Consider the following 21409-nt stretch of genomic DNA (forward strand, 5'->3'; position numbering starts at 1 on the left):
TCAATTTCGCGCAGGGCGCCCTGTTCATGCTGGGCGCCTTCATCGCGTTCAGCGCGATGACGCTGCTGCGCCTGCCGCTGGTGCCGGCCGCCCTGCTCTCGCTCTGCGCGGTCACGGTGCTGGGCATGCTGCTGGAACGGCTGGCGCTGCGCCCGCTGGAGAACGCGCCCTATATCGCGCCGGTGCTGTCGACCCTGGCGATCAGCCTCATCATCGAACAGCTGGCCGAGATCCTCTGGCCGCCCGAAGGCCAGGCGTTTCCGCTGCCGTTTGAAGAGGCGACCTTCTTTTTCGGCTCGGCCTACATCACCAGCACGGATCTGCTGATCTTCGGCTTCGGCGCGTTGGCCGTGCTGGGGCTGTCACGCTTCCTGTCGCACTCCTGGCTGGGCCGCACCCTGCGCGCCACCGCGCAGGACCGCGACGCGGCGGCGCAACTGGGCATACGCACCACCCAGGTCAAGCAGATGGCCTTCGGCCTGGCCGGCGCGCTGGGCGCGTTGTCCGGCATCCTGGTGGCGCTGTATTTCAAGAGCGTGTTTCCGCAGATGGGCCTGCCGTACGGCCTGAAGGGCTTCGCCGCCGCGCTGCTGGGCGGCCTGAGCAGCACGCCGGGCGCGGTGCTGGGCGGCCTGCTGCTGGGCGTGGTGGAGACGCTGGCCAGCGCTTATGTCGGCGAAGGCTATCGCGACCTGGTGGCCTACACGCTGGTGCTGGTGTTCCTGGTGTTCCGGCCGCAGGGTCTGCTGGGCGACCGGCGCCTGGATGCCCTGGGCGGCGCCGGCGGCGCGGGCGGCGCGATGCCCAGTACCAGCGTGCTGGCCTCGTCGTCGAGCCAGCGCAAGGCGGTCAAGGCAATCGAAATGCCGCCGTGGGGCTTTCTGGCGGCGGGCGCGATCCTGGCCCTGCTGCCGCTGGCCACCCAAAGCGGCTACGTGCTGCAGGCCTTCGCCTACGCCATGATCTTCGCCTTGCTGGTGGCCAGCGTCACCCTGGTCTCGGGCGCGCTGGGCATCCTGTCGATCGGCCACCTGGCGTTCTACGGCGTGGGCGCCTATGCGGTGGGCATCCTGGCGCGCAATCATGGCTGGCCGGCCGAGGCCGCGCTGCTGGGCGCCGCCGCGCTCACGGCGCTGGTCGCCGTGGTCGCGGCCTTGCCGTTGCTCAAGCTGGGCGGGCACACCGCCGCGCTGGGCACGCTGGCCGTGGGCCAGATCGGCTATCTGGTCTTCATGACCTGGCTGGACGTCACGCGCGGGCCGATGGGCTTCATCGGCATTCCCGCGCCGCGCCTGGCGGCCTGGGGCGATGCGGTGCTGTCCAGCCTGTCGCAGAAGTATTGGCCGATCGCGGCGGTCAGCGCGGTGGCGCTGGCGCTGACGCAGCGGCTGCTGAACGCCGACATCGGGCGGGTCTGGCGGGGTATCCGCGAAGACCGCCTGGCCGCGCACGCCGCCGGCCTGCCGGTGCGGCGCTACATCCTGCTGGGTTTCGCGCTGTCGGGCGCGCTGGCCGGCGCCGCGGGCGGCCTGTTCGCCTATGTGCAGAGCGTGGTCAGCCCGGAGAGCTTCACCGTCAGCGGTTCGATCCTGTTGCTGACGCTGGCCGTGCTCGGCGGCCTGGGCAACCTGACCGGCGCGGCGTTGGCGGGGTTTGCGCTGACGCTCCTGCCCGAGCTGCTGCGCTTTTTCGCCGAGTGGCGCATGATCGTCTACGGCCTGGCGCTGCTGCTCATGCTGCGGCTGCGTCCGCACGGCCTGCTGGGAGCGCGTTGAGATGACGGCCCATCACACTCCCCTGCTCCCCCGAGACGGCCTGGTCGTGGACGGACTCAGCCGCCACTTCAGCGGCGTGAAGGCGGTCGATGAGGTGAGCTTCACGCTCGATCGCGGCGCGACCGTGGCGCTGGTCGGCCCCAACGGCGCCGGCAAATCCACCCTGATCCAGTTGCTCAGCGGTATCGAAAAGCCCAGCGGCGGCCGGGTCTGGCTCGATGGCCGCCGCATCGATGGCCTGGCGCCGGAACGCATCGCCCGGCTCGGCCTGGGCCGCAGTTTCCAGACTTCGCGCGTCTTTCCCGCGCTGACGGTCTGGGACAGCGTGCGGCTGGGCACGCAGGCGCGGTTGCTGGCCACCTCAAGCGGGCGGCTGCGCAATCCGCTGGCCGAGGTGCTGGGCGAACTGGGCCTGCTGCCCGGCTGGCGGGCGCTGCGCGCGCAGGCCGATGCCCTGGCCGAAGCCGCGCTCAAGCGCTTTGGCGACCGCCTGTGGCCGCGCCGCCACCAGCCGGCGTTCAGCCTTTCCTATGCCAACCGGCGCCGCCTGGAGATCGCCCGCGTGCTGGCCGCTCGGCCGCGCTATCTGCTGCTGGATGAACCGGCCGCGGGGATGAATCCCAGCGAAACGCTGGAACTCACCGACATCCTGCTGGCCTTGCGGGCCGAGCAGCCGGAGCTCGGCATTCTGGCGGTCGAGCACAAGCTGTCGCTGGTCAGGCGCATTGCCGACCACGTCATCGTGCTCAACCAGGGCCGCATCCTGGTCACCGGCGAGCCGGCGCATGCGCTGGAACAGCCCGAGGTGGTCGAAGCTTATCTGGGGCGCACCCGCGCGCGCCCCGTCGAATCGGATGCCCATCTTGGCTGACTCCACTCCCCTCTTGTCCATTGACGCCATCGACGTGCATTACGGCGCCGTGCAGGCGCTCTATGGCGTCAGCCTCGCGGTGCATGCCGGCGAGGTCGTCTCCGTGCTCGGCGGCAACGCCTCGGGCAAATCGACCACGCTCAAGTCGGTGCTGGGCCTGGTGTCGCCGACCCGCGGCCGCATCCGCCTCGATGGCCGCGAGATCCACGGCCGGCGCCCCGCCGACGTCATCGACCTGGGCCTGGCCAGCGTGCCCGAGGGCCGCCGGGTCTTTCCCGCGATGTCGGTGGAAGAAAACCTGCTGCTGGGCGCCTATCCGCGGCGCAAGGAAAAGGCCGCCATCGCGCAGGACCTGGCCGAAGTGTTCGAGGTGTTTCCGCGCCTGGCCGAACGCCGTGCGCAGGCGGCCGGCACCTTGTCGGGCGGCGAACAGCAGATGCTGGCGCTGGGCCGGGCCTGGCTGCGGCGCGGCCGCCTGGTCTGCATCGACGAACCGTCCATGGGCCTGTCGCCGCGTTTCGTGGACACGGTCTACGACGTGCTGTTCCGCTGGAAGGCGGCCGGACAGACCATCCTGCTGGTCGAGCAGAACGCCCGCATCGCGCTGGAACTGGCCGACCGCGCCTATGTGCTGCAGCACGGCCATGTCGTCTTGGCAGGCGACGCGGCCGACCTGGCCGCCGACCCCGCCGTCCAGAGAGCCTACCTGGGCGCCGCCTGACACCCCTATCCCCTCATCATGAACGACGATACCTATCATTGCTTCGACACCGACGTCCTGGTCATCGGCGCGGGCGGCGCCGGCATGAGCGCGGCCATCGCCGCCGCCGGCGCAGGCCGCCGCGTCATGCTGGCCGACCGCAGCCTGATCGGCCGCGGCGGGGCCACCATCATGGCGCAGATGACCGTCGCCGCGGCGCTCGGCGAACAGACGCCCGACCACTGGACCCATCATTGGCGCGACACGCTGGCCGCCGGCCGCGGCCTGTGCGACGAGACGCTCGCGCGCATTTTGTGCGAGGACGGCGTGGCGGCCATCCGCCAGTTGCAGGACTGGGGCGCGGGCTGGGCCCAGGCCGATGGCCACCTGACCCAGGTGCAGGCGCCCGGCCATGACCGGCCGCGCTGCGTCTACGTGGATTTCCTCAATACCGGACCGGCGCTGGCCAAGGTGCTGCGGGCCCAGGTGGCGCGCCGTCCGGAAATCCATCGGGTGGGCGATCTGGCGGTCGTCGACCTGCTCCGGCATGGCGGGCGCGCGCATGGCGCCGTGGCGCTGCACCTGACCACCGGCAAGCCCGTGTTGATCCAGGCCGGCGCCGTCGTCATCGCCACCGGCGGACTGACGCGGCTCTACCGGCGCAACAGCGCATCGCTCAACATGGGTGGCGACGGGCTGGCGCTGGCGCTGCGCGCCGGCGCCCGGCTGCTGGACATGGAGTTCGTGCAGTTCTTTCCCATCGGCCACCTGGCCCCGCGCCTGGTCGGCTTCGACCCCATCATGTGGGACCCGTTCCGCTACAAGCTGGGCGGCCGCCTGCTCAACGCCGAGGGCGAGGAGTTCGTCGAGCGCTACGGCAACCGCACCGAGGACGGCCGCTACACCACCACCCGCGACGCGGCCACCTACGCCATTCTCAAGGAGGTGGAGGCCGGCCGCGGGTCGCCGGCGGGCGGCGCCTGGCTGAGCTTCCAGCACGTGCCGCCGGACACGCTGAAGGCGGCCTTCGGCCCCATCATCAAGCGGCTGGAAGCGGCCGGCATCGACCTCACGCGACAGCCGGTGGAGGTCGCGCCCATCGCCCACTATCACATGGGCGGCATCCGCGTGGACGCCGGCATGGCCACCGACGTGCCCGGCCTGTACGCGGCCGGCGAGGCGGTGGGCGGCGCCAATGGCGCCAACCGCCTGTCGGGCAACGCCATCACCGAGGCCGTGGCGTTTGGCCTGCGCGCCGGCCGTTCGGCCGCGGACGCGGCGCGCGCGGCCCCGCCCCTGCCGTCGGACACGCTGCGCGCCGCCGCCGCGCCCTGGATCTCGCGCTTGCTCGCTGGCGGCGCGCCGGACGCGGCCTCGCCCAACCACGCCGCCCTGATCGATGCGTTGCAGGCGCTGATGCAGCAGCACGTCGGCCCGTTCCGCAACGAGGCGGGCCTGCGGCAGGCCCTGCGGGACATCGACGCGCTCAGGCGCCGGGCCGGCGCCGCGCTGCCCGGCGGCGGTCCGCAGGACCCGCTGCGCCTGGACGCGCTGGACCTGGGCAACATGCTGCTGGTGGCCGAGGCCGTGACGCGCAGCGCGCTGGCGCGCCAGGAAAGCCGCGGCGCGCACCAGCGCGAGGACTACCCGCTGCAGGACGACGCCTGGACCCGCAACCAGACCATTGCCTGGCACGACGGCGCCTGGACGCTCGATAGCCAGCCCGTGCAACGCGAACCCCTGGCTCAGGAGACCACGCCATGACCCGCCCCGCCCCAATCGTCCAGCTGCGCGTCCAGCGCAGCGATCCTCCCGGCCGCGTCGATGCCTTCGAGGTGCCGGCCGACGCCGCCGCCTCGTTGCTCGACGGCCTGCGCTGGGTGCGCAGCCATTGCGACAACTCGCTCGGTATCCGCTATGCCTGCATCAATGCCAATGCCTGCAAGGAATGCATGATGCGGCTGGACGGCAAGACGGTCTACGCCTGTACCGCCCGCCTCGAGCCCGGCCGCAGCTACGAGGTGGGCCCCCTGCTCAACAAGCCCCTGCTGCGGGACCTGATTACCGACATTTCGCCCGGCAAGGAACGCCTGTTTCCCGACGCCGGCGGCGAAGACGATTGATCCCGCCCTGCCCGGAACCCCGCCATGACCCCTACACTCCCCGATGCCGCCGGCAACCCTGCCCTGGAACCGGTGCGCATCCTGTCCTCGGCCCATCTGGCCAACGGCCCGCATGCCGAATTGTCCGAGCTGGAGTTCGGCCTCATCATCGCCCACAACGCCTTCAGCCGCTGGGTGGCGCGCTGCATGGCCGCGGCCGGCGAGCCGGACCTGGGCTTCAACGACATCCTGGTGCTGCACCACGTGCACCACCGCCAGCGCGGCAAGAAGCTGGCCGACATCTGCTTCACCCTCAATTTCGAAGATACCCATGTCATCAGCTATGCGCTGAAGAAGCTCGCCGCGCTGGGCCTGGTGCAGGGCGAGAAAGCGGGCAAGGAAGTGCTCTATGGCACCACGGCCAAGGGGTCGGCGTTGATCGAGGCCTTCCGCGTGGTGCGCGGACGCTGCCTGCTGGCCGCCATCGATGGCGACCTGGCCGACGGCGCGGCCCATGCCGACGCCGCGCGCCGCCTGCGCAGCGTCTCGGGCCTGTACGACCAGGCCGCCCGCGCCGCGTCGTCGCTGTAGGCGCGGCGCGCGCCTTCCGGCCGGACCGGCATCGAAGTCAACGGCCTCGGCGCGCGGGGCCGGGCGCTGCTCAGCCCGTGCGCAACCAGCGCCACAGCGTGGTCGGGCTGATCCCCAGCTGCTCACAGGCCTTGCGCCGATCGCCGCCGCAGCGCGCCAGCACTTCGCGCACGTGGGCCGCCTGCTGGCGCCGGCCGTGCGTCGCCAGGTCGCCCGGTTCGAGTTCGGCGGCGCGTCGCGTCAGTTCCGGCGCCACATCGGCCACGATGCGCCGCACCTGCTCGTCCGGCGGCGTGTCGGGCATCTCCGCCAGGAACACCGCCAGGCGTTCCAGCACGTTTTCCAGTTCGCGGATGTTGCCGGGCCAGGCGTAGGCCAGCAACGCGTCGCGCAAGGCGTCGGGCAACGGCGGCTCGCCGGCCAGGCCCAGGTTCTGCCGCACCCGCTGGTACAGGTTCTGCGCCAGCAGCCAGATGTCGTCGCGCCGCTCGCGCAGCGTCGGCATGTCGATGCGCAGGATGTTCAGGCGGAAGAACAGGTCCTGGCGGAAGGCGCCGGCTGCGACCATGGCCGCCAGGTCGCGATGGGTGGCGGCCATGATGCGCACGTTGACGGGCACCGGTTCGCTGCCGCCCACGGGCATCACCTGCCGTTCCTGCAGCACGCGCAGCAGGCGGATCTGCAGCGCCGGCGGCATGTCGCCGATCTCGTCCAGGAACAGCGTGCCGTTGTGGGCCGCCTCGAACAGCCCGGGCTTGCCGCCGCGGCGCGCGCCGCTGAAGGCGCCGTCCTCGTAGCCGAACAGTTCGCTTTCCAGCAGGGTTTCGGGCAGCGAGGCGCAGTTGACCGCGATGAAGGGGAAATGATGGCGCGCGCTGGCCTGGTGGATGCCCTGGGCCATGACTTCCTTGCCGGTGCCGCTCTCGCCGCCGATGAGCACCGTCGAATCGACGCGGGCGTAGCGCAGGCCGAGCATGCGGGCCTTCGCCAGCGGCTCGGACTGGCCCTGCAGGTCGTCGAGCGTGTAGCGCACGGTGCGCACGCGGGTGCGGGCCCGGGTGCGCAGGCTGCGGTCGGCGCGGTGGATGGCGCCGGCTTCCTGCAGGGTCAGCACCGCGCCCGACAGGCCGGCCCCGGTCGCCAGCGGAATCCGGTTCACCACCACCATCTTGCCGCCGAGCCGGTGCACCGATTCGGCTTCGCGCTTGCCGCTGCGCAGCACCTCGTCCAGCGACAGCGCCGGCGATATCTCCTCCAGCCGTCGTCCGGCCAGGCCGGCGGCGGTGATGCCCAGCAGGCGTTCGACGGCGGGATTGAGCGCCTGCACGCGGCCGGCGGCGTCGACCGCGGCCACGCCCTCGTCGAGATTGGCCAGCACCGCGTTCAGGTAGTCGCGCCGGCCCGACTCGACGCGCTGCAGGCGGGTGATTTCGATGGCGTCCTCGATGCACGCGGCCACCGTGGCCAGCGAATACACCAGCACGCCGGCCAGCCCCATGCGCTCGGCGTAGTCGACGATCAGGCCCGAACCGACCAGGACCTCGATGCCTTCGTCCTTGAGCTGCTTGGCCTGGGCCAGCGCGTCGTCCTGGTCGCGGTAGGTGCGCACCAGGATGTCGACGGCGAAGGTCTGCATGAAGGTCTGCAGCTCGGGATACTGCGCGTGCTGGCCCAGCAGGGCCACGCGCGGCGAGATCCGGCGCGCCGTGGCCAGCGCGTTCATGACCTCGAAACCGCTGATCTTGACCTGCACCACCGGCACCGTGACGTGGCGGCGCAGATAGCTGCCGTTCAGGCCGGCCGCCACCACCACGTCGACGCGGCCCTGGCGCGCGGCCTCGTTGATGACGCTGGCGGCGGCGTCGAAACCGGCTTCGATCAGCTTGAATTCGCCGCGCTGGGCGTAACTGGGCAGGATCTGGGCGAAGGTGCGGGCGATGCGCGCCACGCCCACGGCCCAGATGCGCGGCAGCGCCGCCAGGTCGGATTCCACGGGTGTCGGGACAGTCAGCATGGCGGCATCGGGAGCGAAGGTCGAAGTGGGGATTTCATCATTGCGATGGCCGCATTTCAATTATGAAAACCCTACCCCGCCGCGCCGCCGCCCGTCCCAGGGAAGGCGCGATTGGCATGCATCTTGCTTGATGGAAAGTCATCACTCCCCTGCCCTTTCCCACCCCGGAGCCTCCACATGATGACTTCCCCCGAACCCGACCTGCCGGCCAGCGCCGGCCTGCGGCTGCGCAAGGCGATGCAGGCCGAGCAGCCCCTGCAGGTGGTCGGCGCCATCAACGCCAACCATGCGCTGTTGGCGCGGCAGGCCGGCTTTCGCGCCATCTACCTGTCGGGCGGCGGCGTGGCCGCGGGGTCGCTGGGCGTGCCCGACCTGGGCATCGTCGGCCTGGAGGACGTGCTGACGGACGTGCGCCGCATCACCGAAGTCTGCCCCCTGCCCCTGGTGGTCGATGTCGACACCGGCTTTGGCGCGTCGGCCTTCAATGTGGCGCGCACCACCCGTTCGATGATCGCCGCGGGCGCCGCCGCCATGCAGATCGAGGACCAGGCCGGCGCCAAGCGGTGCGGCCATCGCCCCAACAAGGAAGTGGTGACCCTGCCGGAGATGGTTGACCGCATCAAGGCGGCCGTCGACGCCCGCACCGATCCGCACTTCGTCATCATCGCCCGCACCGATGCGCTGGCCAGCGAAGGCCGCCAGAGCGCGCTGGACCGGCTGTCCGCCTGCGTCGAGGCCGGCGCCGACATCGCCTTTCCCGAAGCGGTGCATGACCTGGAGGGCTTTCGCGATTTCGCCCGCGCGTTGCCGGCGCCCATCCTGGCCAACATCACCGAATTCGGCCAGACGCCGCTGTTGACGGTGCAGGAGCTGGCCGCCGCGCAGGTCGGCATGGTGCTCTACCCGCTGTCGGCCTTCCGCGCCATGAACCGCGCGGCCCAGCGCACCTACGAGGCGATCCGCCGCGACGGCACCCAGCGCGGCGTGCTCGACCAGATGCAGACGCGCATGGAACTCTATGAAAGCATTGGCTATTTCGCCTATGAAGAGCGGCTGGACGCGCTGTACGCTGACAAGGCCGCCTGACACGCCATGAAGACAGCCGGGCACCGACCCGGCGACAACGGAACGGAGACAGACGTATCGTGCAGCCCCCCGAGCAAGATCCCTATCTGCAGGCCTACGACCCGGACGCGGAGTATGGCCGCCATTTCAGCGTGCCGGCCTTCGCCGCCGAGCACGGCCTGCAGGCCGGCCGCCTGCCCTACGTGGCGCGCGTGCTGATCGAGAACGCGTTGCGGCATGAAAGCGCCATCCATGGCCACCGGCCGCATGCGCTGGCCCTGCTGCGGGCCTATCACCCCGACGCGCCGGCGCCGGATGCGCCCGCCGATGTCTGGCTGCATCCGACGCGGGTGCTGGCGCAGGACGTCAGCGGCATTCCCAGCCTGATCGACCTGGCCGCCATGCGCGATGCGCTGCAGGCGCGCGGCGGCGATCCGCGCCGCATCAATCCGCTGATTCCCACCGACCTGATCGTCGATCATTCGCTGATCGCCGAGGAAGGCGGCCATGCCGGCGCGCGCCAGGCCAACGAGGCGCGCGAATACCGCCAGAACCGCGAGCGCTACACCTTCCTGAAATGGGCCCAGGGCGCGTTCGACAACCTGCGGCTGGTGCCGCCCGGCAAGGGCATCCTGCACCAGATCAACATCGAATACCTGGCCGAGGTGGCGACCACCCGCCGCACCGCGCAGGGCGCGGCGGTGACCTGTCCGGACACCCTGGTCGGCACCGACAGCCATACCACCATGGTCAACGCCCTGGGCGTGCTGGGCTGGGGCGTCGGCGGCATCGAGGCCGAGGCCGCGATGCTGGGTGACGCGCTGGTGCTGCGCGCGCCCGAGGTCATCGGCGTGCGGCTGTACAACCGGCCCGCGCCGGGTGTCACCGCCACCGATCTGGTGCTCAACCTGACCCGCATCCTGCGCGAGGCCAAGGTGGTGGCGCAGTTCGTCGAGTTCACCGGCGAGGCGCTGGATGGCGTGCTGTCGCTGGAAGACCGCGCCACGCTGGCGAACATGGCGCCCGAGTACGGCTCGACCTGCGCCTACTTTCCGGTCGACGAGGAGACCCTGGCCTATCTGGCCCGCACCGGCCGTGACGCGGCACATATCGCACGCGTGCGGCGTTATGCGCAGGCCGCCGGGCTCTGGCGCACGCAGGAGCGGCCCGGCTACAGCCGGCTGGTCGAGGTTGACCTGGCGCAGTTCACGCGCGTGGCCGCCGGGCCCAGCCGGCCGCAGGACCGCATGGCGCTGGAGGAAGTGCCGCTGACCTTCGCCAAGGCCACCGCCGCGCTGCCCCGCCATGAGCATGCCGACCTGCCGCAGGGCGCGGTGGTGCTGGCGGCGATCACCAGTTGCACCAACACGTCCAATCCGCGCCTGCTGGTGGCCGCCGGGCTGCTGGCGCGCAAGGCGCAGGCGCTGGGGTTGCGGCCCGCGGCGTGGACCAAGACGTCGTTCACGCCCGGCTCGCGCGTGGTGACGGACTACTTGCGCGCCAGCGGGCTGCAGGCCGCGCTGGACGCGGTGGGCTTTCACACCGCCGGCTACGGCTGCGCCACCTGCGCCGGTCTGTCCGGTTCATTGTCGCCGGCGGTGGAGCAGCGCATCGCCGACGGCTCGCCGCGCGTGGCGGCGGTGCTGTCGGGCAACCGCAACTTCCCCGGCCGCGTCCATCCGCTGGCGCGCGCCAATTACCTGGTGTCGCCGCCGATGGTGGTGGCCTACGCGCTGGCCGGCACGGTCATGCGCGACCTGCAACGCGAAGCGGTCGGCTGGCGCGCGGACGGCACGGCGGTAATGCTGGCGGACCTGTGGCCCAGCGACGCCGAGATCGACGCCGTGGTGGCCGACTACGTGCGGCCCATGATGTTCACCGAGCGCTACCGCGACGTGTTCGAGGGCGATCCGGCCTGGCAGGCCCTGCCTGGCGGCAGCGGCGCCTGCTATCCGTGGGACGCCGACAGCCTCTACCTGCGCCGGCCGCCCTATCTGGACGTGCCGTTGCAGACCGGCACGGTGCGCATCGAGGGCGCGCGCGCCCTGCTCATCCTGGGCGACTCGGTCACCACCGACCATATCTCGCCCGCCAACGAGATCCCGCCCGAGTCGAGCGCCGGACGTTACCTGCTGTCGCTGGGCGTGCCGGCCGATGCGCTGCACACCTACCTGGCGCGCCGCGGCAACCACCGCGTGATGATGCGCGCCACCTTCGCGCAGCCGACCCTGGTCAACGAACTGCTGCCGCAAGGCCCGGCCGGCCTGACCCGCCACCAGCCCGATGGCGAGATCCAGCCGATCTACGACGCGGCCATGCGCTACCGCGACGCGGGCGTGCCGGTGGTGGTGGTGGCGGGCAAGGACTACGGCAACGGCTCGTCGCGCGACTGGGCCGCCAAAGGCACGCGGCTGCTGGGCGTGCGCGCGGTGATCGCCGAGAGCTTCGAGCGCATCCACCGTTCCAACCTGGTGAACATGGGCGTCCTGCCGCTGCAGCTGCCCGCGGGCGTCACGCGCCTGACGCTGGGCCTGGACGGCAGCGAGACGTTCGACCTTGAAATTCCGGCCGACCTGGCGCCGCAGGGCGAGGCACGGTGCCTGATCCGCGGCGCCAGTGCGCCGCGGACGCTGGCCCTGCTCTGCCGCCTGGACAACGCGCACGAGATGGAGATCTGGCGCGCCGGGGGCATCCTGCCCGCGGTCCTGCGCCAGGCGCTGGAGGATTCGCAGCACGCTTCACAACCATAAAGATGAGGCAGCGCCTCACGCCCTACCAAGGAGACAACATGAAGTTCGACCGACTCAAGTATCCCCTGTACGCCCTCGCGCTCGCGGCGGGCGTGATGACGGCGTCCGCCGCGAGCGCCGCCGCCTGGCCCGAGAAGCCGGTGCGCCTGGTGGTGCCGTTTTCGGCGGGCGGCCAGCTCGACAATATGACGCGGATCTTCGCCACCGGGCTGTCCGACCATCTCAAGCAGCCCGTCATCATCGACAACCGCCCCGGCGCGGGCGGCATCATCGGCTCGGACATGGTGGCCAAGGCGCCGGCCGACGGCTACACCTTCCTGGTGGCCGGCAATGGCGCCATCACCAACAAGCTGCTGCGCAGCAAGATGCCCTATGACGACAGCGACCTGGTGCCGGTCGGGCTGCTGTTCGAATCGTCCTCGGTCATCGTCGTCAGCGCCAACAGCAAGATCCATTCGCTCAAGGACTGGCAGCAGCAGGCCGGCAAGGAGAAGCGCCCGATCCTGTTCGCCACCGCCGGCACCGGCAGCACCGGCCATTTCGTCGCGGAAATGCTGGGCCAGGCGCTCAAGGTGCCGGTCACGGTCGTGCCCTACAAGAGCGGTTCCGAGAGTTCCACCGCGCTGATGGGCGGCCAGGTCGACGCGGCCTTGGAGGCGGCGGTGTCGGTGCGCAGCTACATCGCGTCCGGCCGGGTGCGCGCGCTGGCGGCCACGGCGGACCACCGCTCGCCGCTGCTGCCCGACACGCCCACCACGGCGGAACAGGGCTTTGCCCAGATCAACATCACCCACTGGGGCGGCATGTATGCGCCCAAGGGCACGCCGCAGGACGTCATCAAGGCGATGAACCAGGCCATCGCCGACGTCATGGCCACGCCCAAGGTCAGGCAGCAGCTGGTCGACGCGGGCTACGAGGCGATTCCCGGCTCGGTGGAGAAGTTCGGCAGCTTCATCGCCGCCGAGGACAAGCGGCTGGGTGGGATCGTCAAGAGCGCCAACATGAAGGCGGAATGAGCGGACGCGGGATGGGTGGCGCCGCGGCCGCCCTCCCGCGCGCGGCGCCGGCCTGTCGACAAAGGTAGGCAAGCGCCTTGCCTCGTGTTCGTCTCAGCGGTCCAGGCCGGCCGCCAGCACGTACTTGACCTCGACGTACTCTTCGATGCCGTAGTAGCTGCCTTCGCGCCCGTAACCCGAGTGCTTGATGCCGCCGAACGGCACCGACGCGGTGCCGACCGAGCCGGAATTCAGGATCACCATGCCGGCCTCGATGCGCCGCGCCAGGCGCAGCGAACGGGCCAGATCACGGGTGAATACATACGCCACCAGGCCGTATTCGGAGTCATTGGCGCGCCGCACCACCTCGTCCTCGTCGCCGAAGCGGTAGATCGCGAACACCGGCCCGAAGATCTCGGTGCGGGCGATGCGCATCGTGTCGTCCACTTCGGTCAGCACGGTCGGCTCGTAAAAGTTGCCGCCGCGGGCATGGCGCCGGCCACCCAGCACGGCCTGGGCGCCCTGCCGCGTCGCGTCATCCACCAGCTGCGCCACCTTGTCCACGCCGGCGGCGTTGATCAGCGGCCCCACCACGAATTCGTCCTGCATGCCCTGGTCGACGCGGATCCGCGCCACCTTGTCGGTCACCGCCGCGACGAAGCGGTCATGGATGGCCTCGTGCACGTAGACGCGGTTGGGCGAGATGCAGACCTGGCCCGAGTTGCGCAGCTTGGCCGTGACCAGCTGGGCGGCGGCCGTTTCGATATCGGCATCGTCGAACACGATGAATGGCGCGTTGCCGCCCAGTTCCAGCGTCATTTTCTTCAGGTCGTTGCCGCAGGCCGAGGCCAGCCGCTTGCCCACGGCGGTCGAGCCCGTGAACGAGAGCTTGCGGATGCGCGGATCGCCGGTGAAGCGCTCGCCGATCTCCTGGGGATTGCCGGTCACCATTTCGAAGACGCCGGCTGGTATGCCGGCCTGGCGCGCGTAGTCGAGCATTCTGTAGGCCGTCAACGGCGTCAGCTCGGACGGCTTGATGATCATGGTGCAGCCGGCCGCCAGCGCCGTGGCGATCTTGCGGGCGATCATCATGAACGGGAAATTCCAGGGCGTGATGGCCGCGGTCGGGCCGGCGGGCTCCTTGAACACCAGGACTTCGGCATGCGCGGCGTGCGACGGGATGGTGTCGCCGTAGACCCGCTTGGCCTCTTCCGCGTACCACTCGATGAAGCCCAGGCCGTAGTCGATCTCGCCCAGCGCTTCGGCCAGGCACTTGCCGTTTTCCTGGACCATGAGCTCGGCGAAGACGCGCTTGTCCGCCCGCATCAGCTCGAACCAGCGGCGCAGCAGCTCGCCGCGTTCGCGGGCCAGCTTGCGCGACCAGGCGGGAAAGGCGGCGCAGGCGCGGTCGATGGCCGCCTGCACCTCGGCGCCGGTCAGCTCGGGCGCCTGGCCGACCAGCGCGCCGTCGGCGGGGTTGTATACGTGGATCATGATGTCTGCCTTTACAGAGGGGATGGCGCCGGCTCGGGGTATCGCCGGCATGGATTGCATAATAAAATTGCAGTACCCAGGCATCCATGGCATTGAGTCTTTGTTCATTGCCTAAAAATATTGAAATGGCAATTTCCAGGCAGACCAAGAAAAGCGCCGTTCCCGCGCCGCCGGTTTCCGGTGATCCCCTGGCTTGCGCTGGCCCGCAGGCGGACGATCCGCAGGCGCGGGTGCGCCAGCGCACGGTCGCCCTGCTGCAGGCGCTGGCGCCCGACGAGGGCTACAACCTGACGGCGCTGCCGGACGTGCGCCTGCTGCGCTCGAACCGCCCGCTGAAGTCCGTGCCGGTGCTGTACGACCCCGGCATCGTGATCGTGTGCCAGGGCCGCAAGCGCGGCTACTTCGGCGGCGACACCTATCTTTACGATGCGCGCCACTGCCTGGTGGTCTCGGTGCCCGTGCCCTTCACGATGGAAACCGACGCCAGCGAGCAGGAGCCGCTGTTGGCCGTCTACATGCACCTGGATTTCAAGCTGGCGGCCGATCTGATGCTGCAGATCGACCAGTTGGGCGGCGTCGCGGCGGCCGAGCCGAAAGGCATGTTGTCCAGCCCGATGAGCCCGCGCCTGTCCGAGTCGGTGCTGCGGTTCCTCGAGGCGATGAGCCGCCCGATGGAAGCGCGGATCCTTGGCCCGTCGCTGGTGCGCGAGATCTACTTCCAGATCCTGACCGGCGACCAGGGCCCGTCGATGCGCGCGGCCCTGTCCATGCAGGGGCATTTCGGCAAGGTGACGCGGGCGCTGCGGCGCATCCACGCGGCCTACCCGCAGGATCTGGACGTCGAGCAGCTGGCGCGCGAGGCCGGCATGAGCGTGCCGGCGTTCCACGTGCACTTCAAGGCGGTCACGCAGACCTCGCCGATGCAGTACCTGAAGTCCACCCGCCTGCACCAGGCGCGGCTGCTGATGGTGCGCAACGGGCTCACCGCCGCGGCCGCCAGCGCGGCGGTCGGCTACGACAGCCCGTCGCAGTTCAGCCGCGAGTTCAAGCGCGTCTTCGGCCGCAGCCCGGTCGAGGAAGTGAAGCGGATGAAGGCCGAGTTCGCCGTGCCGCCGGCCTTCGCGGCGTCAAGCTACGTGTCATCGCACTGAGGCGCGCCCGCTTATTTACCGTCCTCGAACGACCCCGTGCGCACCTCGCCGCCGCGCAGGTAGCGGCTGACCAGCACGCCGCCCGGCGCGGCGTCGACCCGCTCCAGCGTGAAGGCGCGCGCCCGCGCATCGTCGCCGAACACCCGCTTGCCCTGCCCCAGCATCACCGGATAGACCAACAGGGACAGATCATCCACCAGATCCGCCGCCAGCAGCTGGCGCACCATGTCGCCGCTGCCGAACGTCAGCAGATCCGCCCCGCCCTGGCGCTTGAGCGCGCGCACCGCCTCGGCCAGGTCGCCGGACAGCGCCCGGCTGCCCTGCCAGGACAGCCCGTCGGGCCGGTGCGTGGCCACGTGCTTGGGCGCGCTGTTCAGGCGGTCCGCCAGCGGGCGGCTGCCCGAGCCGGCCGGCACGTGGGGCCAGTAGCCCGCGAAGATGTCGTAGGTGCGCCGGCCCAACAGCAGTTCGAACGGCGCCGTCATCAGGTCGCGCACGTGCCTGCCGATGGCGTCGTCGGCATAGGGCACGGTCCAGCCGCCCAGCCGGAAGCCGCCGGACGGGTCTTCATTCGGCCCGCCGGGGGCCTGCACCACGCCGTCCAGGCTGGTGAAGAGGGAAACGATGAGTTTGCGCATGCCGTTCTCCTGGAGAGGGGATCGGGAGGACCCCTGGCACTACGACGAACGAGCCCGGCGCACATCGACAGGGCCGATGCAATAAATGTCCTCGAACCGTCTGGCCCGGCGCCCGCTGGCGGATGCCGGGCCAGACGCGGCGCGTCAACCCGGATGCGGCTGATGCCCGCCCCGCGCGCCTTGCCCGCGGGTGCCGATCAGCGCCAGGATGAAGACGGCGGCCAACACCACGACGATGGTCGGGGCCGGCGCGCTGTCGAGGAAGAAGCTGAGGTAGGTCCCGGCCAGGCAGGCCGCGAGCGACACGGCGACCGCGACCCACAGCATGGCACTGAAACGCCGCGTGAGCAGGAAGGCGATCGCGCCCGGGCCGATCAGCAGCCCGATCACCAGGATGATGCCGACCGCCTTGAGCGCGCCCACGACGGTCAGCGAAAGCAGGATCAACAGGCCGTAGTGCAAGCCGCGGACGGGCAGCCCGACCACGCGCGCCTGCCCGGGATCGAACGCGTGCAGCAGGAAGTCGCGCCACTTCAGTCCGATGACGCCGACCACCAGCAGCGCGATGACACCGCTCTGGAGCAGATCGCGCGGGTTCGCGCCCAGCAGGTCGCCAAACAGGATGTGATTCAGGTGCAGATCGGATTTGACCGCGACGTGCAGCACCACCCCCAGCCCGAACAGGCTCGAGAACACCACGCCCATGATCGTGTCCTGCTTGAGGCGGCTGTGCGCCCGGATGAAGCCGGTCCCCAGGGCGCAGACCAGGCCGGCCACGACCGCGCCGACCTCCAGCGGAATCCCGGCGACGTAGGCGAGCACCACGCCCGGCAGCACCGCGTGGGAAATGGCGTCGCCCATCAGCGCCAGGCCCTTCAGGACCAGCAGGCACGAGAGGGTCGCCGTCGGCACCGCCACCACGACGGCGATCAGCAGGGCCTCGCGCATGAAATCGAACTGCAGCGGCAGGAAAAGGGATTCCAGGATAGTCATGCGTCGACCCTCGCCGCCTTGATGCGCCGGCGCGCGGCCAGCAACCCGTGCTTGGGCGCGCAGACAAAGGCGAGCAGGAACGCCAGGGCCTGCAGCACCACGATGACCCCGCCGGTGGCGCCATCCAGGAAGTAGCTCAGGTAGGCCCCGACGCCGCTGCTGGCCGCGCCCAGCGCGACGCTGATGGCCAGCAGGCGGCCGAACCGGTCCGTCAGCAGGTAGGCGGTGGCGCCGGGCGTGATGACCATGACCACCACCAACAGCCCCCCCTACCGTCTGCATGGCCGCGACCGTGCAGGCCGCCAGCAGGACGAAGAACAGGCCCTTGGTGAGCGCGGGATCGATGCCCACCGAGCGCGCATGGTGCGCGTCGAAGAGCGTGATCATCAGGGCCTTCCAGCGCAACAGCAGCACCAGCAGCGAGACGCCGCCGATGGCCAGCAGTTGCACCGTGTCGGCCGGGGTGATCGCCAGGATGTTGCCCAGGATGATGGTCTGGATGCTGACCGATGCCGTGGACAGCGAGACCATGAACAAGCCCAGGCCGAAGAAGGCGGAGAACACGACGCCGATGACGACGTCCTCTTTCAGCCGGGTGCGCTGGTTCAGCAGCAGCATGGCGCCGGCGGCCAGCAACCCCGAGACAAACGCGCCCGCCGAGAAGGACAGGCCGAGCAGGTAGGCGCCCGCCACGCCCGGCACGATGGCATGCGCCAGCGCGTCGCCGACCAGCGACCATCCCTTGAGCATGAGGTAGGCGGACAGGAAGCCGCAGAGCGCCCCGACCACGGCGGACACCCAGATGGCGTTGATCATGTAGCCGTAGTCGAACGGTTCGGTGAGCCAGTCAAGCATGGTCCGCTTCTCCGTGTCCGTCGCGCGATTCCCGCGCCGTCGCCACGTCGCCGTAGAACACCAGCGGACGCTCGTCGTCGGAGAAGATGCCCACGTCCCGGCCGGGCTGGTCGTCCGTGTCGGGCAGCAGGAAATGCCGCAGCATGCCGCCGAACGTGGCCTGCAGGTTGGCGCGGGTGAACACCTGGGCCATCGGACCGAAGGCCAGCACCTCGCGCTTGATGAGCACCGCGCGGTCGCAGAACTCGGGCACGCTGCCCAGGTTGTGGGTGGACACCAGGATCACGCGCCCTTCGTCGCGCAACTGGCCCAGCAGCGCGATGATCACGTCCTCGGTGGTGACGTCGACGCCGGTGAAGGGTTCGTCCAGCAGGATGACGCGGGCATCCTGCGCCAGCGCGCGGGCCAGGAACACGCGCTTGCGCTGGCCGCCCGAGAGTTCGCCGATCTGCCGGCGGCGCAAGGCGTCCATGCCGACCCGCGTCAAGGCCAGGTCCACGGCCTGGCGGTCCGCCGGGCGCGGCCGGCGCAGCCAGCCCATGTGGCCGTAGCGGCCCATCATCACGACATCCTCGACCAGCAGGGGGAAGTCCCAATCGACCTCTTCGCTCTGCGGCACGTAGGCGATCCACTTGCGGCGCAGCGCGGCGCGCGCCGGCAGGCCGAGCACGGTGACCTGGCCGCGCGCCAGCCGCACGATCCCCATGATGGCCTTGAACAGCGTCGACTTGCCGCTGCCGTTCAGGCCCACCAGCGCCGTGATGGTGCCGGCTGGCGTGTCGAAGCTGGCGTTGCGCAGCGCGACATGGCCATTGCGATAGACGACGGTGGCATCGTCCACCTGGATGCCGGGCGCGGCGGCGCCCTCGCCTGCTTGCGGCCTCACGGCTCCAGCCCCTTGGCGATGGTCTCGGTGGTGACGCGCAACAGGTCCAGATAGGTCGGCACCGGCCCGCTGGGGCCGCTGAGCGAATCGACACACAGCACGCCGCCGTAGCGGGCGCCGGTTTCCTGCGCGACCTGGCGGGCGGGATTGGCGGACACCGTGCTTTCGCTGAAGATCGCCGGGACGCGGTTGGCCGTCATCAGGTCCACCACGCGGCGCACCTGCTGCGGCGTGCCCTGTTGATCGGCGTTGATCGGCCAGAGATACAGCTCGCGCAGGTCGAGATCCCGCGCCAGGTAGCTGAACGCGCCCTCGCTGGTCGCCAGCCAGCGCCGCTCGGGGGGAATGGCCCGCAGGCGCTGGTGCAAGGGGCCGATCGCCTCCTGGATGCGCGCCTTGTAGGCCGCCGCGTTGGCGCGGTAGGTTTCGGCGTTGGCCGGGTCGTACTGGATTAGCGCATCGCGGATGTTGTCCACGTAGATCAGCGCGTTGGCGGGCGACATCCAGGCATGCGGGTTGGGCTTGCCCTCGTAGGGGCCGTCGCCGATGCCGATCGGCTCGATGCCGCGCGTCACCACGACGCCGGGCACGTTCTTGAGCCGATGGAAGAAGCGCTCGAACCATTGTTCCAGGTTCAACCCGTTCCAGAGGATCAATTGCGCGCCCTGGGCCCGCGCCAGGTCGCCCGGCGTCGGCTGGTATTCATGGATTTCGGCCCCGGGCCGGGTCACGGACTCGACCGTGGCGGCATCGCCGGCCACGTTGCGCGCCATGTCCGCGATGACGGTGAACGTCGTCACCACCTTGAATTTCTCGGCCGCCTGCGCGGGCAGGCAGAACGCGGCGAGTGCCAGCGCGAGCCCCGCGGCGAGCGTGGCGCGGGCGGTGCGGCGGCGACGGCCCGCGACTGCGAGGGCATCGGACAATGACGGCATGGCAACTTCCTCCGGGATGCATGACGACGCCTTGCGAATCCCGCGCGCGGGCCGCGTCAGGCGCAAGGACGTCAACAGGAGGGGAAGTCGCGGTATCGCATGGATGCCATCTGGAGGGGCCGGAAACTGGCGAAATAATATAACAACAATTTCCCGCGAGCGGACAGGCGCGACCGCCGTCGTGGCGTCTGCCAGCCGGTCAAACGGTCCCAGAAGTGGTTCGGGGCGCGGCCCGGGCGCCGACGGCCCGGGCGCGGATCAATAGTCGTCGCTGGCGCCGCGGCGGTTGCCGCCGGTGATGCCGGGCTTGCCCAGCGCGTGCAGCGCGACGGCTTCGGCGACCTTCATGCCGTCGATGGCGGCGGACATGATGCCGCCGGCGTAGCCCGCGCCCTCGCCCGCCGGGAACAGGCCGTCGGTGTTCATGCTCTGGAAGTCGTCGCGGCGGGTGATGCGCAGCGGTGACGAGGTGCGGGTCTCGACGCCGGTGAGCACCGCGTCATGCATCGAGAAGCCCTTGATCTGGCGCTCGAACGCCGGCAGCGCTTCGCGGATGGCGGCGATGGCGTAGTCCGGCAGGCTGGACGACAGGTCGGTGAGCGTCACGCCCGGTTTGTACGACGGCGTGACGCTGCCCAGCGCGGTCGAGGGCCGGCCGGCCAGGAAGTCGCCCACCAGTTGCGCCGGCGCGCTGTAGTCGCCGCCGCCCAGTTCGTAGGCGCGCGCCTCCCAGTGGCGCTGGAAGTCGAGCCCGGCCAGGGGCGACTGCTCGATGCCGGGGAAGTCCTTGGGTTCGATGCCCACCACGATGCCGGCGTTGGCGTTGCGTTCGTTGCGCGAGTACTGGCTCATGCCGTTGGTGACCACGCCGCCCGGCTCCGAGGCGGCGGCGACCACGGTTCCGCCCGGGCACATGCAGAAGCTGTAGACCGCGCGGCCGTTGCCGGCGTGATGCACCAGCTTGTAGTCGGCCGCGCCGAGCACCGGATGGCCGGCGCTGGGACCGAAGCGGGCCCGGTCGATCACGGATTGCGGGTGTTCGATACGAAAACCCAGCGAGAACGGCTTGGGCTCCATGAACACGCCGCGCGCGTGCAGCATGCGGAAGGTGTCGCGGGCGCTGTGGCCCACCGCCAGCACCACGTGGCGGGCGGCAATGAATTCCCCGCCTGCCAGGCGCACGCCGCGCACCCGGCCGTCCTCGATCTCGATGTCGTCCACGCGGCTCTCGAAGCGGAACTCGCCGCCCAGCGAGGCGATCTGGGCGCGCATCTGCTCGATCATCTTGACCAGGCGGAAGGTGCCGATGTGCGGCTTGCTGACGTACAGGATCTCGGGCGGCGCGTCGGCGGCCACGAATTCCTGCAGCACCTTGCGGCCGTAATGCTTGGGATCCTTGACCTGGGTCGAGAGCTTGCCGTCGGAGAACGTGCCCGCCCCGCCCTCGCCGAACTGCACGTTCGACTCCGGCTGCAGGGTGTTCTTGCGCCACAGGCCCCAGGTGTCCTTGGTGCGCTCGCGCACCACCCGGCCGCGCTCCAGGATGATGGGCCGAAAGCCCATCTGCGCCAGGATCAGCGCGGCGAACAGGCCG

General features: G+C 70.3%; 18 protein-coding genes and 1 pseudogene. 10 read left to right on the forward strand and 9 right to left on the reverse strand.

Features of this window, described 5'->3' with window-relative positions; translation table 11 throughout:
* From AOZ49_RS03600 to AOZ49_RS03625, 6 genes are all read left to right on the forward strand, one after another.
* Positions 1-1775, forward strand: a 1775-nt coding sequence (locus tag AOZ49_RS03600) for an ABC transporter permease (protein WP_054474347.1), incomplete at its 5' end; no start/stop codon positions are given.
* Between the two features lies 1 nt (position 1776).
* A complete protein-coding gene (locus AOZ49_RS03605) occupies positions 1777-2646 on the forward strand; it encodes an ABC transporter ATP-binding protein (protein WP_054474348.1) in 870 nt (289 codons plus the stop codon).
* The gene (locus AOZ49_RS03610) at positions 2630-3367 is read left to right on the forward strand and encodes an ABC transporter ATP-binding protein (RefSeq protein WP_054474349.1); all 738 of its coding nucleotides are present in this window, start codon (positions 2630-2632) and stop codon (positions 3365-3367) included. Before AOZ49_RS03605 ends, AOZ49_RS03610 begins: the two co-directional genes overlap by 17 nt.
* An 18-nt stretch (positions 3368-3385) precedes the next feature.
* Entirely contained in the window at positions 3386-5110 is a 1725-nt protein-coding gene (locus AOZ49_RS03615; RefSeq protein WP_054474350.1) for an FAD-binding protein, read from the forward strand.
* On the forward strand, positions 5107-5469 hold the full coding sequence (locus tag AOZ49_RS03620; protein WP_054430441.1) for a 2Fe-2S iron-sulfur cluster-binding protein: 363 nt from the start codon (positions 5107-5109) through the stop codon (positions 5467-5469). The genes AOZ49_RS03615 and AOZ49_RS03620 overlap by 4 nt, the downstream gene beginning before the upstream one ends.
* A gap of 24 nt (positions 5470-5493) precedes the next feature.
* On the forward strand, positions 5494-6039 hold the full coding sequence (locus AOZ49_RS03625) for a winged helix DNA-binding protein (RefSeq protein WP_054430442.1): 546 nt from the start codon (positions 5494-5496) through the stop codon (positions 6037-6039).
* A 70-nt stretch (positions 6040-6109) separates the two neighbouring features.
* Here the strand turns inward: AOZ49_RS03625 and prpR are convergent, their stop codons facing one another.
* Complete coding sequence (gene prpR, locus AOZ49_RS03630) at positions 6110-8053, reverse strand: propionate catabolism operon regulatory protein PrpR (RefSeq protein WP_082380297.1); 1944 nt, start codon at positions 8051-8053, stop codon at positions 6110-6112.
* Between the two features lie 177 nt (positions 8054-8230).
* Between prpR and prpB the strand changes: the two genes are divergently transcribed.
* From prpB to AOZ49_RS03645, 3 genes are read left to right on the forward strand one after another with little or no spacing between them, the layout of a single operon-like run.
* Positions 8231-9139, forward strand: coding sequence for a methylisocitrate lyase (gene prpB, locus AOZ49_RS03635; protein ID WP_054474351.1), 909 nt, complete (start codon positions 8231-8233; stop codon positions 9137-9139).
* Between the two features lie 59 nt (positions 9140-9198).
* Entirely contained in the window at positions 9199-11868 is a 2670-nt protein-coding gene (gene acnA / locus AOZ49_RS03640) for an aconitate hydratase AcnA (RefSeq protein ID WP_054474352.1), read from the forward strand.
* A 38-nt stretch (positions 11869-11906) separates the two neighbouring features.
* The gene (locus AOZ49_RS03645; protein ID WP_054474353.1) at positions 11907-12884 is read left to right on the forward strand and encodes a Bug family tripartite tricarboxylate transporter substrate binding protein; all 978 of its coding nucleotides are present in this window, start codon (positions 11907-11909) and stop codon (positions 12882-12884) included.
* A gap of 93 nt (positions 12885-12977) precedes the next feature.
* Here the strand turns inward: AOZ49_RS03645 and AOZ49_RS03650 are convergent, their stop codons facing one another.
* Positions 12978-14357, reverse strand: coding sequence for an NAD-dependent succinate-semialdehyde dehydrogenase (locus AOZ49_RS03650; protein WP_054474354.1), 1380 nt, complete (start codon positions 14355-14357; stop codon positions 12978-12980).
* Positions 14358-14482: 125 nt separating this feature from the next.
* Here AOZ49_RS03650 and AOZ49_RS03655 point away from each other — a divergent pair, with 125 nt between their 5' ends.
* The gene (locus AOZ49_RS03655; RefSeq protein ID WP_231690233.1) at positions 14483-15508 is read left to right on the forward strand and encodes an AraC family transcriptional regulator; all 1026 of its coding nucleotides are present in this window, start codon (positions 14483-14485) and stop codon (positions 15506-15508) included.
* 11 nt (positions 15509-15519) lie between these two features.
* Here the strand turns inward: AOZ49_RS03655 and AOZ49_RS03660 are convergent, their stop codons facing one another.
* The 7 genes and pseudogenes from AOZ49_RS03660 to AOZ49_RS03685 form a co-directional block, all read right to left on the reverse strand.
* Complete coding sequence (locus tag AOZ49_RS03660) at positions 15520-16146, reverse strand: dihydrofolate reductase family protein (RefSeq protein ID WP_054474355.1); 627 nt, start codon at positions 16144-16146, stop codon at positions 15520-15522.
* 144 nt (positions 16147-16290) lie between these two features.
* Entirely contained in the window at positions 16291-17139 is an 849-nt protein-coding gene (locus AOZ49_RS03665) for a metal ABC transporter permease (RefSeq protein ID WP_054474356.1), read from the reverse strand.
* Positions 17136-17387, reverse strand: a complete 252-nt coding sequence (locus AOZ49_RS33895; RefSeq protein WP_304439428.1) for a metal ABC transporter permease — start codon at positions 17385-17387, stop codon at positions 17136-17138. Before AOZ49_RS33895 ends, AOZ49_RS03665 begins: the two co-directional genes overlap by 4 nt.
* Positions 17388-17466: 79 nt before the next feature.
* Positions 17467-17994, reverse strand: a pseudogene (locus AOZ49_RS33900) (metal ABC transporter permease); the annotation flags it as partial.
* Entirely contained in the window at positions 17987-18880 is an 894-nt protein-coding gene (locus AOZ49_RS03675; RefSeq protein WP_054474357.1) for a manganese/iron ABC transporter ATP-binding protein, read from the reverse strand. The gene AOZ49_RS03675 and the pseudogene AOZ49_RS33900, both read right to left, overlap by 8 nt.
* Positions 18877-19815 carry a metal ABC transporter substrate-binding protein gene (locus AOZ49_RS03680; RefSeq protein ID WP_156355578.1) on the reverse strand — a complete coding sequence of 313 codons (939 nt, stop codon included), beginning with the start codon at positions 19813-19815 and terminating at the stop codon, positions 18877-18879. Before AOZ49_RS03680 ends, AOZ49_RS03675 begins: the two co-directional genes overlap by 4 nt.
* A gap of 258 nt (positions 19816-20073) precedes the next feature.
* A partial coding sequence (locus tag AOZ49_RS03685) for an NAD(P)/FAD-dependent oxidoreductase (protein WP_054474358.1) occupies positions 20074-21409 on the reverse strand: 1336 nt, incomplete at its 5' end.

Origin of the sequence: Achromobacter sp. 2789STDY5608615 (assembly GCF_001298995.1) — a bacterium.
GTDB lineage: Bacteria > Pseudomonadota > Gammaproteobacteria > Burkholderiales > Burkholderiaceae_B > Achromobacter > Achromobacter insuavis.